The sequence below is a fragment of the Amycolatopsis cynarae genome (assembly GCF_026802195.1).
GTDB classification, from domain to species: domain Bacteria; phylum Actinomycetota; class Actinomycetes; order Mycobacteriales; family Pseudonocardiaceae; genus Amycolatopsis_E; species Amycolatopsis_E rhizosphaerae.
The window spans coordinates 3,433,236-3,451,885 of the sequence record NZ_CP113836.1 but is presented as its reverse complement, the minus strand read 5'-3'; the positions used below and the strand labels follow the sequence as shown (position 1 = coordinate 3,451,885).

Annotated in this window: 24 protein-coding genes; 17 read left to right on the top strand and 7 right to left on the bottom strand. The window is 71.3% G+C overall.

Annotated features, from left to right (window positions below; genetic code table 11):
- The 12 genes from ORV05_RS16580 to ORV05_RS16530 are packed head-to-tail and all read left to right on the top strand — an operon-like array spanning position 1 to position 7,879.
- Positions 1–558, top strand: coding sequence for a NifU family protein (locus tag ORV05_RS16580; RefSeq protein ID WP_268759403.1), 558 nt, complete (start codon positions 1–3; stop codon positions 556–558).
- Positions 555–1,178, top strand: a complete 624-nt coding sequence (locus ORV05_RS16575) for a DUF5947 family protein (protein ID WP_268759402.1) — start codon at positions 555–557, stop codon at positions 1,176–1,178. The genes ORV05_RS16580 and ORV05_RS16575 overlap by 4 nt, the downstream gene beginning before the upstream one ends.
- Entirely contained in the window at positions 1,171–1,881 is a 711-nt protein-coding gene (locus tag ORV05_RS16570; RefSeq protein WP_268759401.1) for a DUF6084 family protein, read from the top strand. Before ORV05_RS16575 ends, ORV05_RS16570 begins: the two co-directional genes overlap by 8 nt.
- Positions 1,878–3,185: a hypothetical protein gene (locus ORV05_RS16565; RefSeq protein WP_268759400.1), complete on the top strand. Its 1,308-nt coding sequence runs from the start codon at positions 1,878–1,880 to the stop codon at positions 3,183–3,185. Before ORV05_RS16570 ends, ORV05_RS16565 begins: the two co-directional genes overlap by 4 nt.
- On the top strand, positions 3,182–3,697 hold the full coding sequence (locus ORV05_RS16560; RefSeq protein WP_268759399.1) for a hydrogenase maturation protease: 516 nt from the start codon (positions 3,182–3,184) through the stop codon (positions 3,695–3,697). The genes ORV05_RS16565 and ORV05_RS16560 overlap by 4 nt, the downstream gene beginning before the upstream one ends.
- Before the next feature lies 1 nt (position 3,698).
- Positions 3,699–3,806, top strand: coding sequence for a DUF6893 family small protein (locus tag ORV05_RS36505; protein WP_407652763.1), 108 nt, complete (start codon positions 3,699–3,701; stop codon positions 3,804–3,806).
- Between the two features lie 9 nt (positions 3,807–3,815).
- The gene (locus ORV05_RS16555; protein WP_268759398.1) at positions 3,816–4,088 is read left to right on the top strand and encodes a HypC/HybG/HupF family hydrogenase formation chaperone; all 273 of its coding nucleotides are present in this window, start codon (positions 3,816–3,818) and stop codon (positions 4,086–4,088) included.
- 59 nt (positions 4,089–4,147) lie between these two features.
- A complete protein-coding gene (hypD, locus tag ORV05_RS16550; protein ID WP_268759397.1) occupies positions 4,148–5,275 on the top strand; it encodes a hydrogenase formation protein HypD in 1,128 nt (375 codons plus the stop codon).
- A complete protein-coding gene (gene hypE, locus ORV05_RS16545) occupies positions 5,272–6,372 on the top strand; it encodes a hydrogenase expression/formation protein HypE (protein WP_268759396.1) in 1,101 nt (366 codons plus the stop codon). Before hypD ends, hypE begins: the two co-directional genes overlap by 4 nt.
- Positions 6,373–6,374: 2 nt before the next feature.
- A complete protein-coding gene (gene hypA / locus ORV05_RS16540; RefSeq protein ID WP_268759395.1) occupies positions 6,375–6,704 on the top strand; it encodes a hydrogenase maturation nickel metallochaperone HypA in 330 nt (109 codons plus the stop codon).
- Complete coding sequence (gene hypB / locus ORV05_RS16535; protein WP_268759394.1) at positions 6,705–7,520, top strand: hydrogenase nickel incorporation protein HypB; 816 nt, start codon at positions 6,705–6,707, stop codon at positions 7,518–7,520. It abuts the gene before it with no gap.
- Positions 7,517–7,879: a hypothetical protein gene (locus tag ORV05_RS16530; RefSeq protein WP_268759393.1), complete on the top strand. Its 363-nt coding sequence runs from the start codon at positions 7,517–7,519 to the stop codon at positions 7,877–7,879. Before hypB ends, ORV05_RS16530 begins: the two co-directional genes overlap by 4 nt.
- Positions 7,880–7,971: 92 nt before the next feature.
- Here ORV05_RS16530 and hypF read toward each other — a convergent pair whose 3' ends face one another.
- From hypF to ORV05_RS16515, 3 genes are all read right to left on the bottom strand, one after another.
- Positions 7,972–10,230: a carbamoyltransferase HypF gene (gene hypF / locus ORV05_RS16525; protein WP_268759391.1), complete on the bottom strand. Its 2,259-nt coding sequence runs from the start codon at positions 10,228–10,230 to the stop codon at positions 7,972–7,974.
- A gap of 51 nt (positions 10,231–10,281) precedes the next feature.
- Positions 10,282–10,407, bottom strand: a complete 126-nt coding sequence (locus tag ORV05_RS16520) for a hypothetical protein (RefSeq protein WP_268759390.1) — start codon at positions 10,405–10,407, stop codon at positions 10,282–10,284.
- A 375-nt stretch (positions 10,408–10,782) separates the two neighbouring features.
- Entirely contained in the window at positions 10,783–12,435 is a 1,653-nt protein-coding gene (locus tag ORV05_RS16515) for a glutamate--tRNA ligase (RefSeq protein WP_268759389.1), read from the bottom strand.
- 195 nt (positions 12,436–12,630) lie between these two features.
- Here ORV05_RS16515 and ORV05_RS16510 point away from each other — a divergent pair, with 195 nt between their 5' ends.
- Positions 12,631–12,960: a putative quinol monooxygenase gene (locus ORV05_RS16510; protein ID WP_268759388.1), complete on the top strand. Its 330-nt coding sequence runs from the start codon at positions 12,631–12,633 to the stop codon at positions 12,958–12,960.
- A gap of 52 nt (positions 12,961–13,012) precedes the next feature.
- Here the strand turns inward: ORV05_RS16510 and ORV05_RS16505 are convergent, their stop codons facing one another.
- The gene (locus ORV05_RS16505; RefSeq protein WP_268759387.1) at positions 13,013–13,804 is read right to left on the bottom strand and encodes a putative protein N(5)-glutamine methyltransferase; all 792 of its coding nucleotides are present in this window, start codon (positions 13,802–13,804) and stop codon (positions 13,013–13,015) included.
- 453 nt (positions 13,805–14,257) lie between these two features.
- Between ORV05_RS16505 and ORV05_RS16500 the strand changes: the two genes are divergently transcribed.
- Positions 14,258–14,722, top strand: a complete 465-nt coding sequence (locus ORV05_RS16500) for a pyridoxamine 5'-phosphate oxidase family protein (protein WP_268759386.1) — start codon at positions 14,258–14,260, stop codon at positions 14,720–14,722.
- Here the strand turns inward: ORV05_RS16500 and ORV05_RS16495 are convergent.
- Together ORV05_RS16495 and ORV05_RS16490 are read right to left on the bottom strand one after the other, a co-directional pair.
- Positions 14,719–14,925 (bottom strand): hypothetical protein, encoded by a 207-nt coding sequence (locus ORV05_RS16495; protein ID WP_268759385.1) that lies wholly within the window; start codon positions 14,923–14,925, stop codon positions 14,719–14,721. The genes ORV05_RS16500 and ORV05_RS16495 overlap by 4 nt on opposite strands.
- 10 nt (positions 14,926–14,935) lie before the next feature.
- Positions 14,936–15,328: a DUF488 domain-containing protein gene (locus tag ORV05_RS16490; protein WP_268759384.1), complete on the bottom strand. Its 393-nt coding sequence runs from the start codon at positions 15,326–15,328 to the stop codon at positions 14,936–14,938.
- A gap of 131 nt (positions 15,329–15,459) precedes the next feature.
- On the opposite strand from ORV05_RS16490, the gene ORV05_RS16485 reads away from it, so the two are divergent.
- The 3 genes from ORV05_RS16485 to ORV05_RS16475 all read left to right on the top strand — a co-directional run bounded on the left by ORV05_RS16485 (position 15,460) and on the right by ORV05_RS16475 (position 18,179).
- On the top strand, positions 15,460–16,230 hold the full coding sequence (locus ORV05_RS16485; protein WP_268759383.1) for an SH3 domain-containing protein: 771 nt from the start codon (positions 15,460–15,462) through the stop codon (positions 16,228–16,230).
- Between the two features lie 202 nt (positions 16,231–16,432).
- Positions 16,433–16,972, top strand: coding sequence for a copper chaperone PCu(A)C (locus ORV05_RS16480; protein ID WP_268759382.1), 540 nt, complete (start codon positions 16,433–16,435; stop codon positions 16,970–16,972).
- On the top strand, positions 16,950–18,179 hold the full coding sequence (locus tag ORV05_RS16475) for a Dyp-type peroxidase (RefSeq protein ID WP_268759381.1): 1,230 nt from the start codon (positions 16,950–16,952) through the stop codon (positions 18,177–18,179). Before ORV05_RS16480 ends, ORV05_RS16475 begins: the two co-directional genes overlap by 23 nt.
- Before the next feature lie 17 nt (positions 18,180–18,196).
- On the opposite strand, the gene ORV05_RS16470 is transcribed toward ORV05_RS16475, so the two are convergent.
- Positions 18,197–18,550 carry an ArsR/SmtB family transcription factor gene (locus ORV05_RS16470; RefSeq protein WP_268759380.1) on the bottom strand — a complete coding sequence of 118 codons (354 nt, stop codon included), beginning with the start codon at positions 18,548–18,550 and terminating at the stop codon, positions 18,197–18,199.
- Positions 18,551–18,650: the final 100 nt, after the last annotated feature.

The following is an 18,650-nucleotide window of genomic DNA, read 5'->3' as shown; positions in this document are numbered from 1 at the left end:
ATGGACGTCCACGAGGCCGGTGAGCGGATCGAAGGAATACTGTCCGAACTGGACAGCTCGGCCGATCCCGGGGTCCGCGAGCGCGCCGGCGAACTGGTGCGCACCCTGCTCGAGTTCCACGGTGCGGCGCTGGCCCGCATGACGGAACTCTTGGCGGACTCCGGTGAAGTGCTCGCGGCGCTGGCCTCCGACGAACTGGTGGGCGGGCTGCTGGTGCTGCACGGCCTGCACCCGGTCGAGGTGGACGAGCGGGTGACGGCCGCCCTCGAGCACGTACGGCCGTACCTGGGATCGCACGCCGGGGACGTCGAACTCCTCGGCATCGAGACCGGCGGCGAAGGAGAGGGCGTGGCCCGCCTCCGGCTCACCGGTACCTGCGACGGATGCCCGTCGTCGGCGGAAACGGTGAAACAGGCGATCGAGCGTGCGATCCGGGCCGCCGCACCCGAGATCGGCGCGATCGAGGTGGAGGGCATGGTGCCCGCCGGGGCCGCCGCCGGGCGAAGGCTGCTCCCGGTGGTCACGCTCGACTGCCCGGTTCCGCGGGAAGCGTCGTGAGCAGCCCGCTGCTGCGGTTCCGGCGCAGGCCGCGGCCTGTGCCGGGGCGGCAGTGCGAGCTCTGCGCCGAGCCCGCGGGCCCCGGGCACGGGCACGTGATCGATCTGGAATCGCGGACGATCAAGTGCGCCTGCCGCGGTTGCGCCCTGCTGTTCACCAGGCCGGGGGCCGGCGGCGGCCGGTTCCGGACGGTACCCGGGCGCTACCGGCACCTCCCCTCGTTCCCCGCCGGGGAGCGGCTGTGGGAGGCGGTGGCCATCCCGGTGCGGATGGCGTTCTTCTTCACCAACTCTCGTCTGGGCCGGACCACCGCCTTCTATCCGGGCCCGGCCGGGGCGGCGGAGTCGCTGTTGCCGATCGAGGAGGGAGATCACCTGCTGGCCGGGGCCACCGCCGTCCTCGGCAGCCCCGAACCCGATGTGGAGGCGGTACTGGTCAACCGGGCCGGGGAGGGGTTCGAAGCGTTTCTGGTGCCGATCGACGCCTGCTACGAGCTGGTGGGGCTGGCCAAGCTGCACTGGCGCGGATTCGACGGCGGAGCCGAGGCGTGGCAGGCGATCGACGGGTTCTTCGACAAGCTGCGTCAGCGCAGCAGATCCGGGGAGGCCGACGATGGCTGAACTGTCCTTCGACTGCCTGCGGGTGACGCCCCTGCGTCACGCCGCGGCGCCCACACTGGTGTTCCGTCTGCGCGTCACGGATCCCACGTGCACGCCGGTCCACGCGATCGCGCTGCGCTGCCAGCTCCGCATCGAACCGCAGCGGCGCGGATACGCGCCGGAAGAGGCGGAACTGCTGACCGGTCTGTTCGGCGAACGCTCACGCTGGGGGGAGACGCTCAAGCCGATGCAGTTCGCCACCGCCTCGGTGCTGGTGCCCGGGTTCACCGGCAGCTGCGAGGTGGACCTGCCGGTGCCGTGCACCTACGACCTGGAGGTCGCGGCGGGCAAGTACTTCCACGCGCTGCGCGGCGGCGAGGTGCCGCTCGTGCTGTTGTTCTCCGGGACCGTGTTCGGCAAGGGGGAACGGGGCCTGTGGGTCGAGCAGGTGCCCTGGCACCACGAAGCCCGGCACCGGATGCCGGTGCCGGTGTGGCGGGAGCTGATGGAGCAGTACTTCCCGGGGTCGGCCTGGGTCCGCCTGCACCGCGACACCGTGGACGCCCTGCTGCGCTTCAAGTCCCGGAACGCGATTCCCACCTGGGACGCGGCGATGGAGCGGCTGCTCGCCGCGGTACCGGCGGCCGAAACCGGTGAAGTCCCGGCCGCGAGCACGGACCGGGTGCGGGTGGGCGTGTCGAACAAGCCACCGGAGGCATCGTGACCAGCGTGTTCGACCAGGCGAAGGCGATCGGCGATGCCGTGCTGTACGAGGGCTACCTGCTCTACCCGTACCGCGCGTCGGCGGCCAAGAACCGGGTGCGCTGGCAGTTCGGCGTCCTCATGCCACCGGCCTACGCGTCGCCGGATCGCGGCGAGCACGCGCAAGCGTGCACGGAAATGCTGCTGGAGCCCGGCAAGGGCGCCGCCGTGCACATCCGGTTGCGCTTCCTGCAGGTCCAGGAACGGGCCGTGTACCAGCGGCAGGACGACGGCCGCTACCGGCCGGTGCCGTCGCTGGCCGTGGGCGCGACGACCTTCACCAGTTGGGACGAGGCCGTGGAGCGCGAGGTGGACGCCGTGCTTCCGGTGTCGGAACTGCTGGCGGGCCCGGTCGAGGTCCCGGTTTCGGTGGAGGGCACGGAGAAGGCCGACGAGGTGCCGGGTGGACGCCTCGTGCGCCGCACCCGCCCCGTCACGGGGCTGCTGCGGGCCCGCGCCGAACCGCTCGGCGGTCCCTACGGGGGTGTCCGGCTGCGGGTGGAGGTGGTCAACACCGGCCGGTGGCACACCGAGGAACCGTGCCGTCAGGACGCGCTGCGCCGGGCGCTGCTCGCCGCACACCTGGTGGTCGCCGTCAGCAGCGGGCGTTTCCTGTCGCTGCTGGATCCGCCGGAATGGGCCGCGCCTGCCGCCAAGGCGTGCCGCAACGAGCGGCTCTGGCCGGTCCTGCTCGGTGAGCCGGGCCGTGACGACGCGATGCTCGCCTCGCCGATCATCCTCTACGACTACCCGGCCGTCGCCGCGGAGAGCCAGGGGGAGCTCTACGACGGCACGGAGATCGACGAGATCCTCACCCTGCGCACCATGACGCTGACCGACGAGGAGAAGCGGGAGGTGCGGGCCACCGACGAGCGGGTGCGCACCCTCGTCGACCGGATCGACGCGATGCCGCCGGAACTGCTGGAGCGGCTGCACGGCACGGTGCGCTACCTGCGGTCGGTCACCGGGGAGGAGCCCGCCGCGGCACCGGAATCCCGGACCGTGCTGGTGGGCGGGACGGTCGTTCCGGTGGGGGCCCGCGTCCGACTGCGGCCCGGAACGCGCCGCGCCGACGCCCAGGACATGTTCCTCGACGGCCGCACGGCCACCGTCCGCGCGGTGCTGTCCGACGTGGACGGTACGACGCACGTCGCGGTCACCGTGGACGACGATCCGGCGGCCGAGATGCAGCACGCCCAGGGCCGGTACCGCTATTTCGCTCCCGAGGAACTGGAGCCCCTGCCCGAGCGGGAGGGGAGCGCATGAGCGGGCAGGAGCGCGTGCTGGTGGCCGGGGTCGGCAACATCTTCCTCGGCGACGACGGTTTCGGCGTGGAGGTCGCGCAGCGGCTGGCGCGCGAGGCGGGACAGCACCTGCCCCCGGGCGTTCGCGTGGCCGACTACGGGATCCGGGGCCTGCACCTGGCCTACGAACTGCTGTACGGCTACGACCGCGTGATCCTCGTCGATGCCGTGAAGCGCGGTGGTGAACCCGGCACTCTCTACGTGATCGAGGCGGCCGAGGACGGTCTCGACGCCCCGGCCGGGGCCGTGGACGCCCATGGCATGGCGCCGGAGGCGGTGCTGCGGCTGCGCCGCATGCTCGGCGGTGACGGCTTTCCGGTCCTGGTGGTCGGTTGCGAGCCGGCCACCGTCGCCGAGGGCGTCGGGCTCAGCCCCGCCGTGGCCCAGGCCGTGCCCCGCGCGATCGAACTGGTCACCGGCCTGCTGGCCGGGGGCGAGGTTGAAGACCCCAAACCCGTGGAATCGGAGGTATGAGATGGTCAAGCGCATCGTGGTGATCGCCGTGCTGGCGGCGCTGGCCGGGCTGGTGGTCAAGAACATCGGCCCGGATGTCCGGCGCTACCTGCGGATGCGGCGGATGTGAGGCGCGGCCATGTGCCTTGGCATCCCCGGGGAGATCATCGAGCTCGACCAGGACCGCCCGGACCTGGCGAAGGTGGCGGTGAGCGGCGTCAAGCGGCTGATCAACATCGGCCTGCTCGCCGACGATCCGCCCGGGCCGGGCGACTGGATCCTCATCCACGTCGGCTTCGCTCTGTCCAAAATAGACGAAGAAGAGGCCAGATCGGCACTGGAGTTCCTGGAAAGCATCGGGCAGGCCTACGAAGACGAGCTGGCCGCCCTCAAGGACTCCCGGATCGGCTAGCCGGTCCCCGTCGACCCCGCCCACCCAAGCGACCCTCGAAACAGGCTCCAGGAGGCCGAATGAAATTCGTCGACGAGTTCCGCGACTCGCAGACGGCGCGGGCCCTGTCCGCGAAGATCGCCGCCCTGTGCGAGCCGGGGCGGCAGTACAAGTTCATGGAGGTGTGCGGCGGGCACACGCACACCATCTACAAGCACGGCCTGGAGGACTACCTCCCGGAATGCATCACCCTCGTGCACGGACCCGGTTGCCCGGTGTGCGTGATCCCGATGGGCCGCGTGGACGACGCGATCCACATCGCGCGCCAGAGCGGGGTGCTGATGACCTCGTTCGGGGACATGATGCGGGTACCCGGCAGTGGCGGGAACTTCTTCGACTCCAACGCCGAGGGCACCTCGATCCGCATGGTCTACTCGCCGCTCGACGCGCTCAAGATCGCCCGGCAGAACCCGGAACTGCACGTGGTGTTCATGGCCATCGGATTCGAGACCACGGCCCCGTCGACGGCGATGACGGTGTTGCGGGCGGCGGCCGAGAAGGTGCCGAACTTCTCGGTGTTCTGCAACCACGTCACGATCGTGCCCGCCATCAAGGCGATCCTCGACTCGCCGGATCTGCGGCTCGACGGCTTCCTCGGTCCCGGCCACGTCTCCACCGTGATCGGCTGCCGCCCGTACGAGTTCATCGCCCGCGACTACGGCAAGCCGGTGGTCGTGGCCGGTTTCGAACCGCTGGACATCCTGCAGTCGATCCACCAGCTGATGCTGCAGTTGCACGAGGGCCGCGCCGAGGTGGAAAACCAGTACAAGCGCGTGGTGCCCTGGCAGGGCAACGCGGTCGCGCTGCGCGCGATCGGCGAGGTGATGGAGCTGCGGCCGTATTTCGAATGGCGGGGCCTGGGTTTCATCTCGCATTCGGCGATGCGGATGCGGGAGACCTACGCGGCCTTCGACGCCGAGCGGATCTTCGACATCCCCGGGGTGCGGGTCGCCGACCCGAAGGCCTGCCAGTGCGGCGAGGTGCTCAAGGGCGTGCTGAAACCGTGGGAGTGCAAGGTGTTCGGCACCGCGTGCACCCCCGAGACCCCCATCGGCACCTGCATGGTCTCGCCCGAGGGGGCCTGTGCGGCGTACTACAACTTCGGCCGGTTCAGCCGTCAGCGGGTCCGGGAGGCGAGCCGGGCATGAGCACGGGGGAAGACACCGGAACCCTCGCCGAGCGGGAACAGCGGGTGCTGGACCGCATCGACCAGGCGCGCCGCCGCCGGCCGAAGGTGCGGGAGGAACGCATCACCCTGTCCCACGGCGCCGGCGGGAAGGCGACCCAGACACTGATCGACGCGGTCTTCCTCGACGCGTTCCGCAACCCCTTGCTGGAACCGCTGGAGGACGCCACACGCTTCACCGTCGAGGGCGCGAGGCTCGCGCTGACCACCGATTCGTTCGTGGTGTCGCCCCTGTTCTTCCCGGGCGGGAACATCGGCGACCTCGCGGTCAACGGCACGGTGAACGACCTGGCCGTCGCCGGGGCACGCCCGCTCTACCTGACCGCGGGATTCATCCTCGAAGAGGGATTCCCGGTCGCCGACCTGAACCGGATCGTGCGGGCCATGGCCACCGCCGCGGCCCGCGCCGGAGTCCAGGTGGTCACCGGGGACACGAAGGTCGTCCAGCGCGGGAAGGCCGACGGCTGCTATGTCAACACCGCCGGGGTGGGGGTGCTCGAACATCCCGGCAGGCTGGGTGTGGCCACCGTCCGGCCCGGGGACGCCGTCCTGGTGACCGGGCCGATCGGCGAGCACGGGGTCACCGTCATGCTCGCCCGCGGCGAACTGGACCTCGACGCCGATCTTTCCTCCGACACCGCGCCGCTCAACGGGCTCGTCTCCGACCTGCTGGCCGTCGTGCCCGGGGTGCGGGCGCTGCGCGACGCCACCCGCGGCGGAGTGGCCACGATCCTCAACGAGGTGGCCAAGGCCGCCGAGGTGTCGGTGGTGGTGGACGAAGCGGCGGTGCCGGTGAGCGACCCGGTCCGGGGTGCGGCCGAACTGCTCGGCATCGACCCGCTCTACGTCGCGTGCGAGGGCCGCGCCGTGGTCGTCGTCGACGGCGAACAGGCCGGCGAAGCGCTCTCCGTGCTGCGGGCGCACCCGCTGGGCGCCGGTGCGGCGATCATCGGCCGCATCGCCGCGGAACCCCCCGGGCTGGTGCTGCTCAACACCGTCTTCGGCGGAACCCGCATCGTCGACCTGCTCGTCGGCGATCCGCTGCCCAGGATCTGCTGACCATGCACGAGCTGTCGATCACCCAGAGCGTCGTGGAGGCCATCGCCGAGCGGATGGGCGAGGCCGAGGTCACCGCGGTGTGCCTGGAGATCGGGCGACTGTCCGGGGTGGTCCCGGACGCGGTGCGGTTCTGCTTCGACGTGGTGTGCGCCGGCACCCGTCTGGAAGGGGCGCGGCTCGACATCGTCGAGCCGGAAGGCCGGGCGAGGTGCCGGGCCTGCGGCGAGGAGTTCGGGATGCCCGACCCGATCCCGCTGTGCCCGTGCGGTTCGGCGGATGTGGAGATCGTCGGGGGACGGCAGTTGCGCATCAAGTCCGTGGAGGTGGTCTGAATGTGTGCCACATGTGGATGTTCCGACGAGGCCGGGGTGCGGATCGACGGGCTGGCCCAGCCCCACGCCCACGAACACGGTGGTGATCACGAGCACGAGCACCCCCACGGGCACGGTCACGGTCACGAGAGCCGCACCGTGCTGCTGGAGCAGGACGTGCTGGCCAAGAACGATCTGTTCGCGCGGCGCAACCGGTCGTGGCTGCACGAGCAGGACGTGCTGGCGGTCAACCTGATGAGCGCACCGGGCGCGGGCAAGACCACGCTGCTCGAACGCACGGTGCGCACCCTCGCCGCGGAGGGCCCGGTGTGCGTGGTGGAGGGCGACCAGGAGACCCGGCTCGACGCCGACCGCGTCCGTTCGGCGGGCGCGCCCGTCGTCCAGGTCAACACCGGGGCGGGCTGCCACCTCGACGCCGCCATGCTGCGCCGCGCGCTCGACACCCTCGACCCACCCGCGGGCGCGGTACTGTTCGTCGAGAACGTCGGCAACCTGGTCTGCCCCGCCCTGTTCGACCTCGGCGAGCACTACCGGGTCGTCCTGCTGTCGGTCACCGAGGGCCAGGACAAACCGCTCAAGTACCCGCACATGTTCACCGGCGCGGATCTGGTCGTGGTCAACAAGATCGACCTGCTGCCGCATGTGGATTTCCGGTTCGAAGCCTTCGAACACGACGTGCGGTCGATCAATCCGCGCGTGGAGATCCTGTCCCTGTCCGCGACCCGGGGTACCGGCCTGCCCGCCTGGTTCCAGTGGCTGCGCGGCCACCGGGCCCCTTCCCGGCACCTGACCGCTGAAGTGGAGGGAACACCATGAACGACAAGGAAGAAAAGCACCACGGCTGGGCACCCGACGTCGGTCACGGAAGCGAAGACGCCCAGGAAGCCCGGCGCAAGGCGATGGACACCCCCTCGGAGGAAAAGGGCGAGGGCAGGGAGGTGTCCGAAGAGGAACGCCGCGGAGTGGGTTCGGCCGAGACCGAGCCGGGCTCACCCGCCGGTGCCGGGGAAAGCGTCACGCGGCGCCCGGAGGACCGGGGCGGTGAGAAGGGCACCGAGGGAACCAAGGGCCCGGCGCAACGCCCCTACGGCCGCACCGAAAGCGACACCGGAGTGGGCGAGGAGGGCAAGGCCACCGAGGGGCCGGACCTGCCCAGCGGCGACCAGGGCGGCTGACGCCGTTGGCGCCATTCGCGCGGATCTGGTGCCCTCAAGGTGGCCGTGAGGGCGTTTATGACCCTCAAAGCGACCTTCAGGGCCTCCACCCCTCAGGCGCGGGGCTCGTGGGCGGCGATGACCGCCTGCCCGAGGCTCAGGCCGCCGTCGTTGCACGGCACGCGGGAGTGGGTCAGTACCCGGAAACCGGCTTCGGTCAGCGCCTCGACGCTGCCCCGCAGGAGCAGCAGGTTCTGGAACACCCCGCCGGACAGCGCCACCGTGCCCACCCCCGTGGCCTCCCGCAGCGCCTTGCACGCCTCGGTGATCAGGCGCACGACGCTGCGGTGGAAGCGGGCCGCGACCAGCGGTGCCGGGACACCGGCGGCCTGATCGTCCACAACGGACCGGACGAGGTCCGCGCCGGACAGCAGGATCGGGTCCTCGCCGTGCAGGCGCACGGGATAGGTGCCGCGCTCGAGCGGATCGGCCAGCTGTTCGAGCTCGATCGCCGCCTGTCCCTCGTAGCCGATCTCGTCGCGTACCCCGAGGATCGCGGCGACCGCGTCGAACAGCCGCCCGGCACTGGAGGTCAACGGCGCTTGCGTGCCGCCCCGCGCCAGCGAAACCACCGCCTGCCACTCGGCCGCGTGCCGCTCGCGCAGGGCGGGTGCGGAAACGCCCGCGGCGGTCAGGTAGGCCGCGGCCATCCGCCAGGGGCGGCGGATCGCGGCCGTCCCGCCGGGCATCGGCACGGGCTCAAGATGCGCCAGGCGCCGGAAACCGGTGAAATCGGCGAGCAGGATCTCCCCGCCCCACAGCGTGCCGTCGGTGCCGTACCCGAGGCCGTCGAACGCCACTCCCAGCACCGGTCCCGCCTCGCCGTTGTCCGCCAGGCAGGACGCGATGTGCGCGTGGTGGTGCTGCACGCCGACCAGTTCGGCCCCGGTCCGGTCGAGTGCGTACTTCGTGGACAGGTATTCGGGGTGCAGGTCGTGCGCCACCACCCGGGGGGTGATGTCGAACAACCGCCGGAAGTGTTCGATCCCTTCGGTGTAGGACCGCAGCGTCTCGTAGTTCTCCAGGTCGCCGATATGGTGGGAGACGAACGCGTGCCGGTTCTTGGCCAGGCAGAAGGTGTTCTTCAGCTCGGCCCCGCAGGCGAGCACGGGCCGCGGGAACGGCGTGCGCACCGTGATCGGCTCCGGTACGTAGCCGCGCGAGCGGCGAACGAGCTGCTCGCGCCCCCCGAACGTGCGGACCACCGAATCGTCGGTCCGCACGTGGATGGCGCGGTCGTGGGTGAGGAACGCGTCGGCGATCCCGGAAAGCCGCGTCAGCGCCTCGGTGTCGAGGTGGACGATCGGCTCGTCGGAGATGTTCCCGCTGGTCAGGACGATTGCGCGGCCGAAGTCCGCGAGCAGGAGGTGGTGCAGGGGCGTGTAGGGCAGCATCACCCCGAGCTGCCGGTTCCCCGGCGCGACCGCCGCGGCGACCGGTGCGCCGGGGCGGCGGGGGAGCAGCACGATGGGCCTTCTCCTGCCGGTCAGCAGATCCGCCGCGCAACTGTCCACTTCGCACAGTTTCCGTGCATCGTCCACTCCGGACACCATCACCGCGAACGGCTTGTCCTCCCGGTGTTTGCGGTCCCGCAGTGCCGAGGTGGCCGCCTCGTCCGCGGCATCGCAGGCGAGGTGGTAACCACCGAGTCCCTTGATTGCGACGATCCGCCCCCGTCGCAGGAGGTCCACCGTGGCGGACAACGGGTCCGCGGCCGGCGAGGTGCCGATCAGCCGCAGCGAGGGGCCGCAGGCCGGGCAGCACACGGGCTGTGCGTGAAACCGCCGGTTCGCCGGGTCGTGATACTCGCGAGCGCAGTCGCCGCACATCGGGAACGGGGCCATCGTGGTCCGCGGCCGGTCGTAGGGCACTCCGCGCACGATGGTGAAGCGCGGGCCGCAGTGGGTGCAGTTGACGAACGGGTACCGGTACCGGCGGTCGGCGGGGTCGGCCAGTTCGGCCAGGCAGGCGTGGCAGGGGGCGCTGTCCGCCGAGACCAGCGTGTTCGCCTCACCCCCCGGCGGCGAGGGCAGGATGACGAACTCGTCGTCGGAAGTACCGTCGAGAGGCGGTAGTTCCGTTGCCGTGAGGGATTCGATCACGGCGAGGGGCGGGCACTGCGACCGCGTCGCGGTGAGGAACACCTCGACCGCATCCCGTTCGCCTTCGACTTCGGCGAACACGCCCGCCGTGTCGTTGCCGACGTGTCCCGACAGGCCCAGGCTGCGGGCCAGGCCGTGCACGAAGGGCCGGAAGCCCACGCCCTGGACGATGCCCTCGACGCGCACCGCCACCCGGACCCGCTGGTTCATGGAGCCAGTGTCGGCCCGCCGCGGAGCGGGCCGCCAACCCAAACCGGCGGTTCACACCACGAGGCGATAGTGGGTGGTGATCGTGCCGCCGGCGCCCAGGACGTGGAAGGCGAGGGCGGGGGGCTGCCCGCGGTCGAGGTCGGTGCCGGTCTCCCACGGCAGGCGGAGGGTGGACACGACGCCGGGTGCGACCAGCAGGGGCAGGCCCGCGAAGGTACCGGCCGCGGCGGAATGGGCGTGGCCGACAGCCAGGCCGGTAACGTCCTCCCGCCCGGCTCGTCCCGGACGCCGGAACGGGAAGGAGTGGTTGGGGCAGTGAGGAGTCTGCGGCGTGGTCGGTGATGTCGCCGGTGAGCAGGATCGCGTCCACCGGCCGGCGCAGCCGGTCGAGGAAGGCGAGCACGCGCTCCGCCCGCTCCGTGACGTGCGGTTCGCCGTCGAGGTGGAGGTCACTGCTGTGGGCCAGGATCATCCCTGGACTCTGCCACAGACCGGGCGAGGGGAACAGGACGGTGGCCGCACCGTCCGCAGTGGACGGTGCGGCCGGGCCGGCTACTTCGTGACGGCCGAGACGCGGGCGAGCAGCTCCGTCTCGCCCAGCGCCTGCGCGATCGCGTGCAGGTCGGGGCTGCGGGTGGAGCCGGTCACCGCGATGCGGATCAGCTGGGAGGCCTCACGGATCGAGCCGGGGTAGGCCTCCGGGTTCTTCTTGAACTCCTTGGCGTTGCGCGCGAAGCCGTGCTGGGCGGCCAGGTCGCGGATCTGGCCGAACCACTCCTGGCCGTCCGCCTCGTGCCGGTAGCCCCGGACGAAGTCCGCGGCGAAGGTGCGGGCCAGCTCGGGAGCGAGGCCCAGCTCGGCGATCCGGTCGTCGGTCGCCCCGTGCAGCGGGTGGAACAGCTGCGGGAAGAAGAACCCGTAGACCGTCCGGAAGTCGGACCACTTCTTGAGGTCCTTGCGCGGGTTCTCCACGCCCTCGCGCTCGACCGCGAGCGCCCGCAGCGCGAGGTCGTGTTCGGCATCGAGGACCCCGGCCAGCTCCGGATCGTGCTCGGCGGCCCAGGCACGCACCGCGTCCAGGATCTGCTGCCCGGACAGCGTCGCGATGTGGTCGGCGCTGATGTCGTCGAGCTTGACCAGGTCGACCAGCGGCCCCGCCACGCCGAACTCGGACAGCCGGATCGGCTCCTCGAGCGCTTCGGCCAGGGGCAGTTCGGCGAGCCGGCCGTTGGCCAGTCCGCGCAGGTAGTAGAGCACCGCCTGCGCGGGATAGCCGGCGTCGATGTAGTAGTCGACCCCGGCCTCCGGGTCCTTGCGCTTGGACAGCTTGCGCTTGCTGCCGCCCTCCTGCTTCATCAGCGGGGCGATGTGGGCGTAGGTGACGGGCTCGAAGCCCAGCGCGTCGAACAACTGCTGGTGGATCGGCACCGACGAGATCCACTCGTCCCCGCGGACGACCAGGTTGATCCGCATCAGGTGGTCGTCGACGGCGTGCGCGAAGTGGTAGGTGGGCAGGCGGGGGCTCTGCTCCGAGCTCTTCAGGATGACGACGTCGTTGCGGTTGGTCTCGTGCTCGAGCTTGCCGCGGATCGCGTCGGTGAACCGGGCGCGCTGCGTGGTGACCTCGGGCGCGCGGAAGCGCACCACGTACGGCGCCTGCTCGTTGAGTTTGGCCTCCACGTCGGCGGGGTCGGCGTCGCGCCAGATCGCCCACCGGCCGTAGTAACCGGTCGGGAGTTTGGTGGCGCGCTGGCGCGCGGTGATCTCGTCGAGCTCTTCCTTGGTGGCGAAGCAGAGGTACGCGCGGTCCTGGTAGAGCAGTTCGCGCACGTAGGTGAGGTAGATCCGCTCGCGCTCGGACTGGTGGTAGGGCCCGTAGCCGCCACCGGTGCGGGAGTCCTCGTCGGGGGAGAGGCCGAAGTAGGTGAACGCGCGGTGGAACTGCTCCAGGGCGCCCTCGACCTCGCGGGCCTGGTCGGTGTCCTCGACCCGCACCAGGTACCTGCCGCCGGAGCGCTGGGCGAGGTCCCGGTCGATCATCGCGACGTAGACACCGCCGATGTGCATCGAACCGGTGGGGGAGGGGCCGAACCGGGTGACCACGGCGCCCTCCGGGAGGGACCGCGGAGGGTAGCGCTCTTCCCAGTGTTCGGGACCGGGCAGGTCCGCGGGGAACAGACTGTCGATGACGGCGCGGTCGAGCATCTCGGGGTCCGGTCTCCAGGTTCGCGAGTCGAAGGGCTGTTGATACGCAACGTTACCAACGTCGTGGCCGCGGGGCCGCGCCGGACGGTGCGAATGTATAACGACCTATACGGTGTGGCGGGGAACTGCTTGAGCCCGCGGTGGCCACCATGCATGATCGGGGTCCGCCCGAACGGAAGAACTGCAAGGAGCGACATGACTTCGAACGACGCCGTCGTCGTGGTGGCCACGATCCAGGCCGCCGAAGGCAGCGAGGACAAGGTGGAACAGGCGATCCGCGCCGCGATCCCCGCCGTCCACGCCGAACCCGGCTGCCTCAAATACGCCCTGCACCGGGACCTCCGTTCGCCGGGTACCTTCGTGATGATCGAGAAGTGGGCCTCGGCCGAGGCGCTCGGCGTGCACGGCAAGGGGGCCGCGCTGCGCGAACTCGGCGCGGCACTCGACGGCCTGCTGAGCAAGCCGCTGTCGGTGCAGACCCTCGCCGCGCTGCCCGAGGGCGACGGCGACCTCGGCCGCGTCTGAGGCTGTAGGGGCCACATCCCAGCCCGGGGTGATAAAGCCGTGAGTGGTTTCCTCAGGACTGCCGGGTGCCGATCACGGCGGTGGCGTCGAGCTCGGCGGAGGTGACCACACGGGCGAGGAGCCCGGCCCCGGCGAGGGTTTCGACGGCCCCCGGAGCCTGACGGCGGCTCGTTTCCACCAGCAGGTGGCCGCCCGGCGCGAGCCAGCCCGGTGCCGCGGCGGCGACCCGGCGCAGTACGGCGAGCCCGTCGGTACCGCCGTCGAGCGCGAGCCGGGGTTCGTGGTCGCGCGCTTCCGGGGGCATGAGTGCGATTTCCTCCGTGGGCACGTACGGCACGTTCGACAGCAGGATGCCGATCCGCCCCCGGAGCCGGGGTGGCAACGCTTCGAACAGGTCGCCCTGGTGGGCGTGCCCGCCGAAGGGGGCGACGTTGCGGCTCGCGCACCGCACGGCGGCGGGTTCGAGGTCCGCGGCGTGGAGTTCGGCCTCGCCCAGCAGGGAGGCGACGGCCACGCCGAGGGCCCCCGAGCCGCAGCACAGGTCGACCACGACGGCCCCGGGAGCGGCGAGGGCCGCCGCCTCGCGGACGAGGAGTTCGCTGCGCTGCCGCGGCACGAACACGCCGGGTTCCACCGCGATGCGCAGACCACAGAAACCGGCCCAGCCCAGCACGTGTTCGAGGGGGTCGCCCGCCACCCGGCGGGCCACCATCGCGGCGAGCTCGCCGGCATCGCGGGCTTCGGACAGCAGCAGCCTTGCCTCGTCTTCGGCGAAGACACAGCCCGCGGCGCGGAGCCTGCGCACCACAACGGATTCGGTATCGGGGGAAACGGAAGCTGACATCGAGCGCCTTTCGTCGATCCGACGGGCGCTCCGCTCGAAAAACCTACGCCGTTCCGCGACGAGGTGAGAGCGCCCGGTTCGCACTTGCGGTAATGGGGCTCACCTCCCAGGTCGGTGCGGTCAGGACGGGGAAACTCTACCCCAAGCGCTGTCGCGCTGAGTGACCGGGGTGCGGCGGTACGAGGTGGCGGCGGCCGGGCTGTGGGATGAAACACCTGTCCCGGTGCGGGAGTTGCCCCCGGTGCCGCCACGGCGCGGGGTGTGGCCTGTGAGGGGCTGGGCCTGGGGATTCCCCGTGGGAGTGTGCCCGGTGTGCGCGCGATCGTGGGTCCACCGGCCGGGTGGGCATCACCGGGCGCCGGTGACGTTGTGACCTTGTGCCCTGCTGCCCGGAGCCGGTAACGGGCAGTGTGGACCTACCCCGATTCGAAAGCTTTTCTGTGAGGCCCCCGCATGAACGCCGTCGACCGTGATGCCGCCCTCGAGCCGAAGGAATGCCTGCGCCTGCTGCGGACCGTCTCCCTCGGCCGTGTGGTGTTCACCGAATCCGCCCTGCCCGCCGTCCGTCCGGTGACCTTCGTGGCGCCGGACGGCGAGGTGGTCATCCCGGCGGGCGGGGCTTCGTGGGGGGCGAAGCTGGACGGCACCGTGGTGGCCTTCGAGGTCGAGGACATCGATCAGGCCACCCGTGAGGGCTGGAGCGTGGTCGTGGTGGGCCGGGCGCGGCTGGTGACCGATCCCGCGTCGCTGCAGGGGTTTCCGCCCGCGGGGGAGCGGCCCTGGGCGCCCGCGGCCGAGCGGTTGCTCCTGACGATCGACATCGAGCACCTCACCGGGCGCCGGATGGCGCTGGTGCGGCCCCTCGGCACGGGTGACCGGCGGGCGCCGATGGTGGTCGCGGAGACGGACGCCGGTTAGGGCGTGCGGCCGCGCCGTATCCGGCGTTCGAGCCTCCGCATCCGCGCCTCGAAGCGCTCCATCGCGAGCAGGAGCAGCATCAGCAGAAGCGGGAAACCGAGCGCGAGCCACATGCCCGGCGGGTACCCGTTCCTTCGCCGACGGTAAACGGCGCCCCGGTAGCGATTCGGTTGCGAACCGGGCACCGGCCGCTGTTCGTCCATAATAGACAGTCTATTGTGGATTCTCGACCGTGTCCCTGCCGGATCGCCGCCGCTCCCGCAGCCATTCGCTCAGCACGGCCGCCTGGCTGTGGTCGACGTCGCGGGTGGCGGTGAGCAGGGTCAGGTCGCGCTCGCGCGCGATCTCGAGCAGATGCCGTGCCGCCCGCTGCCGGTCCGGTTCGCGCAACTCGGCGAGGTAGCGGCGGCGGAACTCGGCGAACCGTTCCGGTTCGTGGCCGTACCAGCGGCGCAGTTCGGTCGAGGGCGCGACGTCTCGCAGCCACTCCTCGAGGTGGGCGTCTTCCTTGCGCAGTCCGCGCGGCCACACCCGGTCGACCAGTACCCTCGCGCCGTCGGAGGGTGCCTCGTCGTACACCCGGTGATACCCGATCTTCCCGCTCATCGCTCCCTCCGGTCTCCTGTCCTGCCTCCAGCATGGCGCGTCGCACCGCTGTGCGCAGGGATTTGTACGTGGCTTGTACGGCCGCCGGTCAAGCTGTCCGCCCCAAGTGCTCTTGATCATGGAGGACGGACATGGCGATGCGGTCGAGGACCCTCAAGCGCGTGGCGGCGGCGATCGCGATGACGGCCGCCGCCGTGCTGGCCGGGGCCGCGCCGGCGCTGGCGGCCGCCGGCACCGTGCACACCGATTCCGGGCTCCCGCTGACCGTGCGGGCGAAGCCGAGCACCTCGGCTTCGGCCGTGGGCAGTGTGGCGAACGGGACGGCGGTCACCATCGGCTGCCAGGCCAACGGCGAGACCGTCACCGGGAAGTACGGCACCAGCGACATCTGGGACTACCTCCCGGCGAGCAACGGCTACGTCAGCGACACCTACGTCTACACCGGCTCGGACGGCCGGGTGGCGCCGGACTGCGCGGGCACCACGCAGTCGTGCTCCACCGCGGGCACCGGGGATCCGCACACCTGCGCGGAGGCGGTGACGTGGGCGAAGGCGCATGTGCACACCACCTACGACGCGGACTACTACGACTACTGCGATCGCATCAACGCCTGGGCCTACGGTTTCAGCGCCAGCGGCTCCACCACCGCCTACGTGCACTGGACCCAGATCCCGTCCGCGTACAAGCATCCGGGCGACACCGAGGTGCCCGCGGGCGGGCTGGCCTTCTTCAGCAACGGAGGGGCCGGTCACACCATGATCTCCCTTGGCGGCGGCCAGTTCCTGTCGAACGACATCCACGGCGCGGGGACCTACACGCAGACCACCATCGCCGAGATCAAGAGCAAGTGGGGGCAGACCTACCTGGGCTGGGCGCAGCCCTGGTTCAAGGTGAACCACTGACCTGATCGGGGCGGCCTCACCGCACCGTAGGTGAACCTCAGGGGACCGGGGAAGACGGGCCCCGGCCGCGCGGCGGCCGGGGCCCGTTCGTTGTTGCGCGCTCAATCGCTTGCGGGACAAGGATTTTCCGGTCCCGGAGTGGACGGTGGATTAGGCAAACCTGACAAAAACACCGTTTGGGGCAAGGGCGTACTGTCGCGCCGTGCGTAAGAAATTCTCGTTCGCCTCGCGGCTGGGCGCCACCGTGGTGTCGCTCGGCCTGCTCGCCGGAGTCACCGCCTGCGGATCATCGGATTCGGCCGCGCCCGCGGCGGGCACCTCCCCGGTCGCCGCGACCGACGCGTGGGTCAAGGCCACCGGAACCGACGGCACCACCGCGTCGATGACCGGTGCCTTCATGAATCTCCGCAACAGCGGCGGCTCCGCGGTGACCGTGATCTCCGCCACCACCGACGTCGCGGACAAGGTGGAGATCCATGAAACGGTGAACTCGCCGTCCGGGATGGCGATGCAGCCCAAGCAGGGCGGCCTGCCGATCCCCGCCGGTGCTTCGGTGACGCTCAAGCCCGGCGGTGACCACATCATGCTGATGGGCCTGAAGCGGACCCTGGCCGCCGGGGACGAGGTGAAGCTCACCCTCACGTTCGACCACGGCGATCCGCTCACCGTCACCGCGCCGGTGAAGCCGTTCACCGGGGCCAACGAGAGCTACCACAACCATGCCACTCCCTCCGGAAACTGAGTCGCACCAGTCCACCCGGCTCAGCCGGAGGCGGCTGTTCGGTTACACGGCGGCCGGTGTCGGCGGCGCGCTCGCCGGGGCGGGGGCGGTCTCGGCCGCCACCGCGCTCGGCGGGGAACCGCCGGCGGACGCGGTGGGCCGCCGCACCGTCGCCTTCCACGGCGCGCATCAGGCGGGCGTGACCACGCCCGCCCAGGCCCGCGCCGTGTTCGTCGGGTTCGGGCTGCGCCAGGGGATCGACGCGGCGGCGGTGGGCAGGCTGATGCGGTTGTGGACGCAGGACGCGGCCGCGCTGACCGCGGGCAGGGCGGCCACCGCCGATCCGGCGCCCGCGCTCGCGGAGCGTCCGGCCGGGCTGACCGTCACCTTCGGCTTCGGCCCCGGCCTGTTCACCGCGATCGGCAGGCCGGAGGCGGTGCCCGCCGGGTTCGTGCCCGCGCCGGAGTTCACCATCGACCGGCTCGACGCCCGTTGGACCGGGGGCGATCTGCTGGTGCAGGTCTGTGCCGATGACAGCCTCGCGGTCGCGCACGCGGTCCGGGTGCTGGTGGTCGGCGCGCGCCCGTTCGCGTCCGTGCGGTGGCAGCAGTCCGGTTTCCTGCCGCACGCCGGGGTCGCCCCGGGCGCCACGCCGCGCAATCTCATGGGCCAGGTGGACGGGACCGCCAACCCGGCGCCGGAGAACGGGCTCGACGAGGTGGTCTGGTCGGCCGACGGCTGGCTGGCCGGGGGCACCACGATGATCCTGCGGCGGATCCGGATGGATCTGGACACCTGGGACCGGGTGGCGCCGGAGAGCCAGGAGCGGGCGATCGGGCGGCGGCTGTCGGACGGTGCCCCCCTGTCGGGTGGGGCCGAGCGGGACACGCCGGACTACGCGGTGCGGGATCACCACGGCAAGCTGGTGATTCCCGCCGACGCGCATGTGCGCCGCGCGAGCGAGCAGGCCAACGGGCCCGGCAGCGGCCGGATCCTGCGCCGTGGCTACAGCTACGACGACGGGGTGGATGCCACCGGGCAGGCCGACTGCGGCCTGCTGTTCGCCGCCTACCAGGCGCGGTTCGACAGCCAGTTCCTTCCCATCCAGCGGCGGCTGGCCGAGCTGGACGCGCTCAACGCGTGGACCACCCCGATCGGTTCGGCCGTGTTCGCCATCCCGCCCGGTTGCCAGGAGGGCGGCTGGATCGGGCAGGGCCTGCTGGGCTGACGCTCCTTTGTGGAGGGTCAGCCCAGCCGGCTGCCCGGCGTCCAGGCCCGGACGAGGTCGAGCAGGCCGGGAAAGCGCGCGTCGAGGTCCTCGGTCCGGACCTCGCTGCGCCGTTCGAGTCCGTACTGCCGCTGCCGCGTGACGCCCGCCTCGCGCAGGAGCTTGAAGTGGTGCGTCAAGGTGGACTTGGGCCGGTCGATGCCGAACCAGCCGCAGGGGCGGTCCGTCTCCGGTGATTCCAGCAGGAGCTTGCGGACGATGCCCAGGCGCAGCGGGTCGCTCAGCGCCCCGAGCACCACCTCGAGCCGGAGGTCCTCCCTTGCGGGCTCGGCGAGCGGGGCGGGCCGTGCCGCCCGAACGGCCGGGGTCATCGAAAGCCTCCCGAGATCACACACTCCGTAGTACGAGTCCGATCGTACTACGGGCTTGGTTCGACTATTGTCGTAGCAGTACGAGAAAAGTCGAACTAGG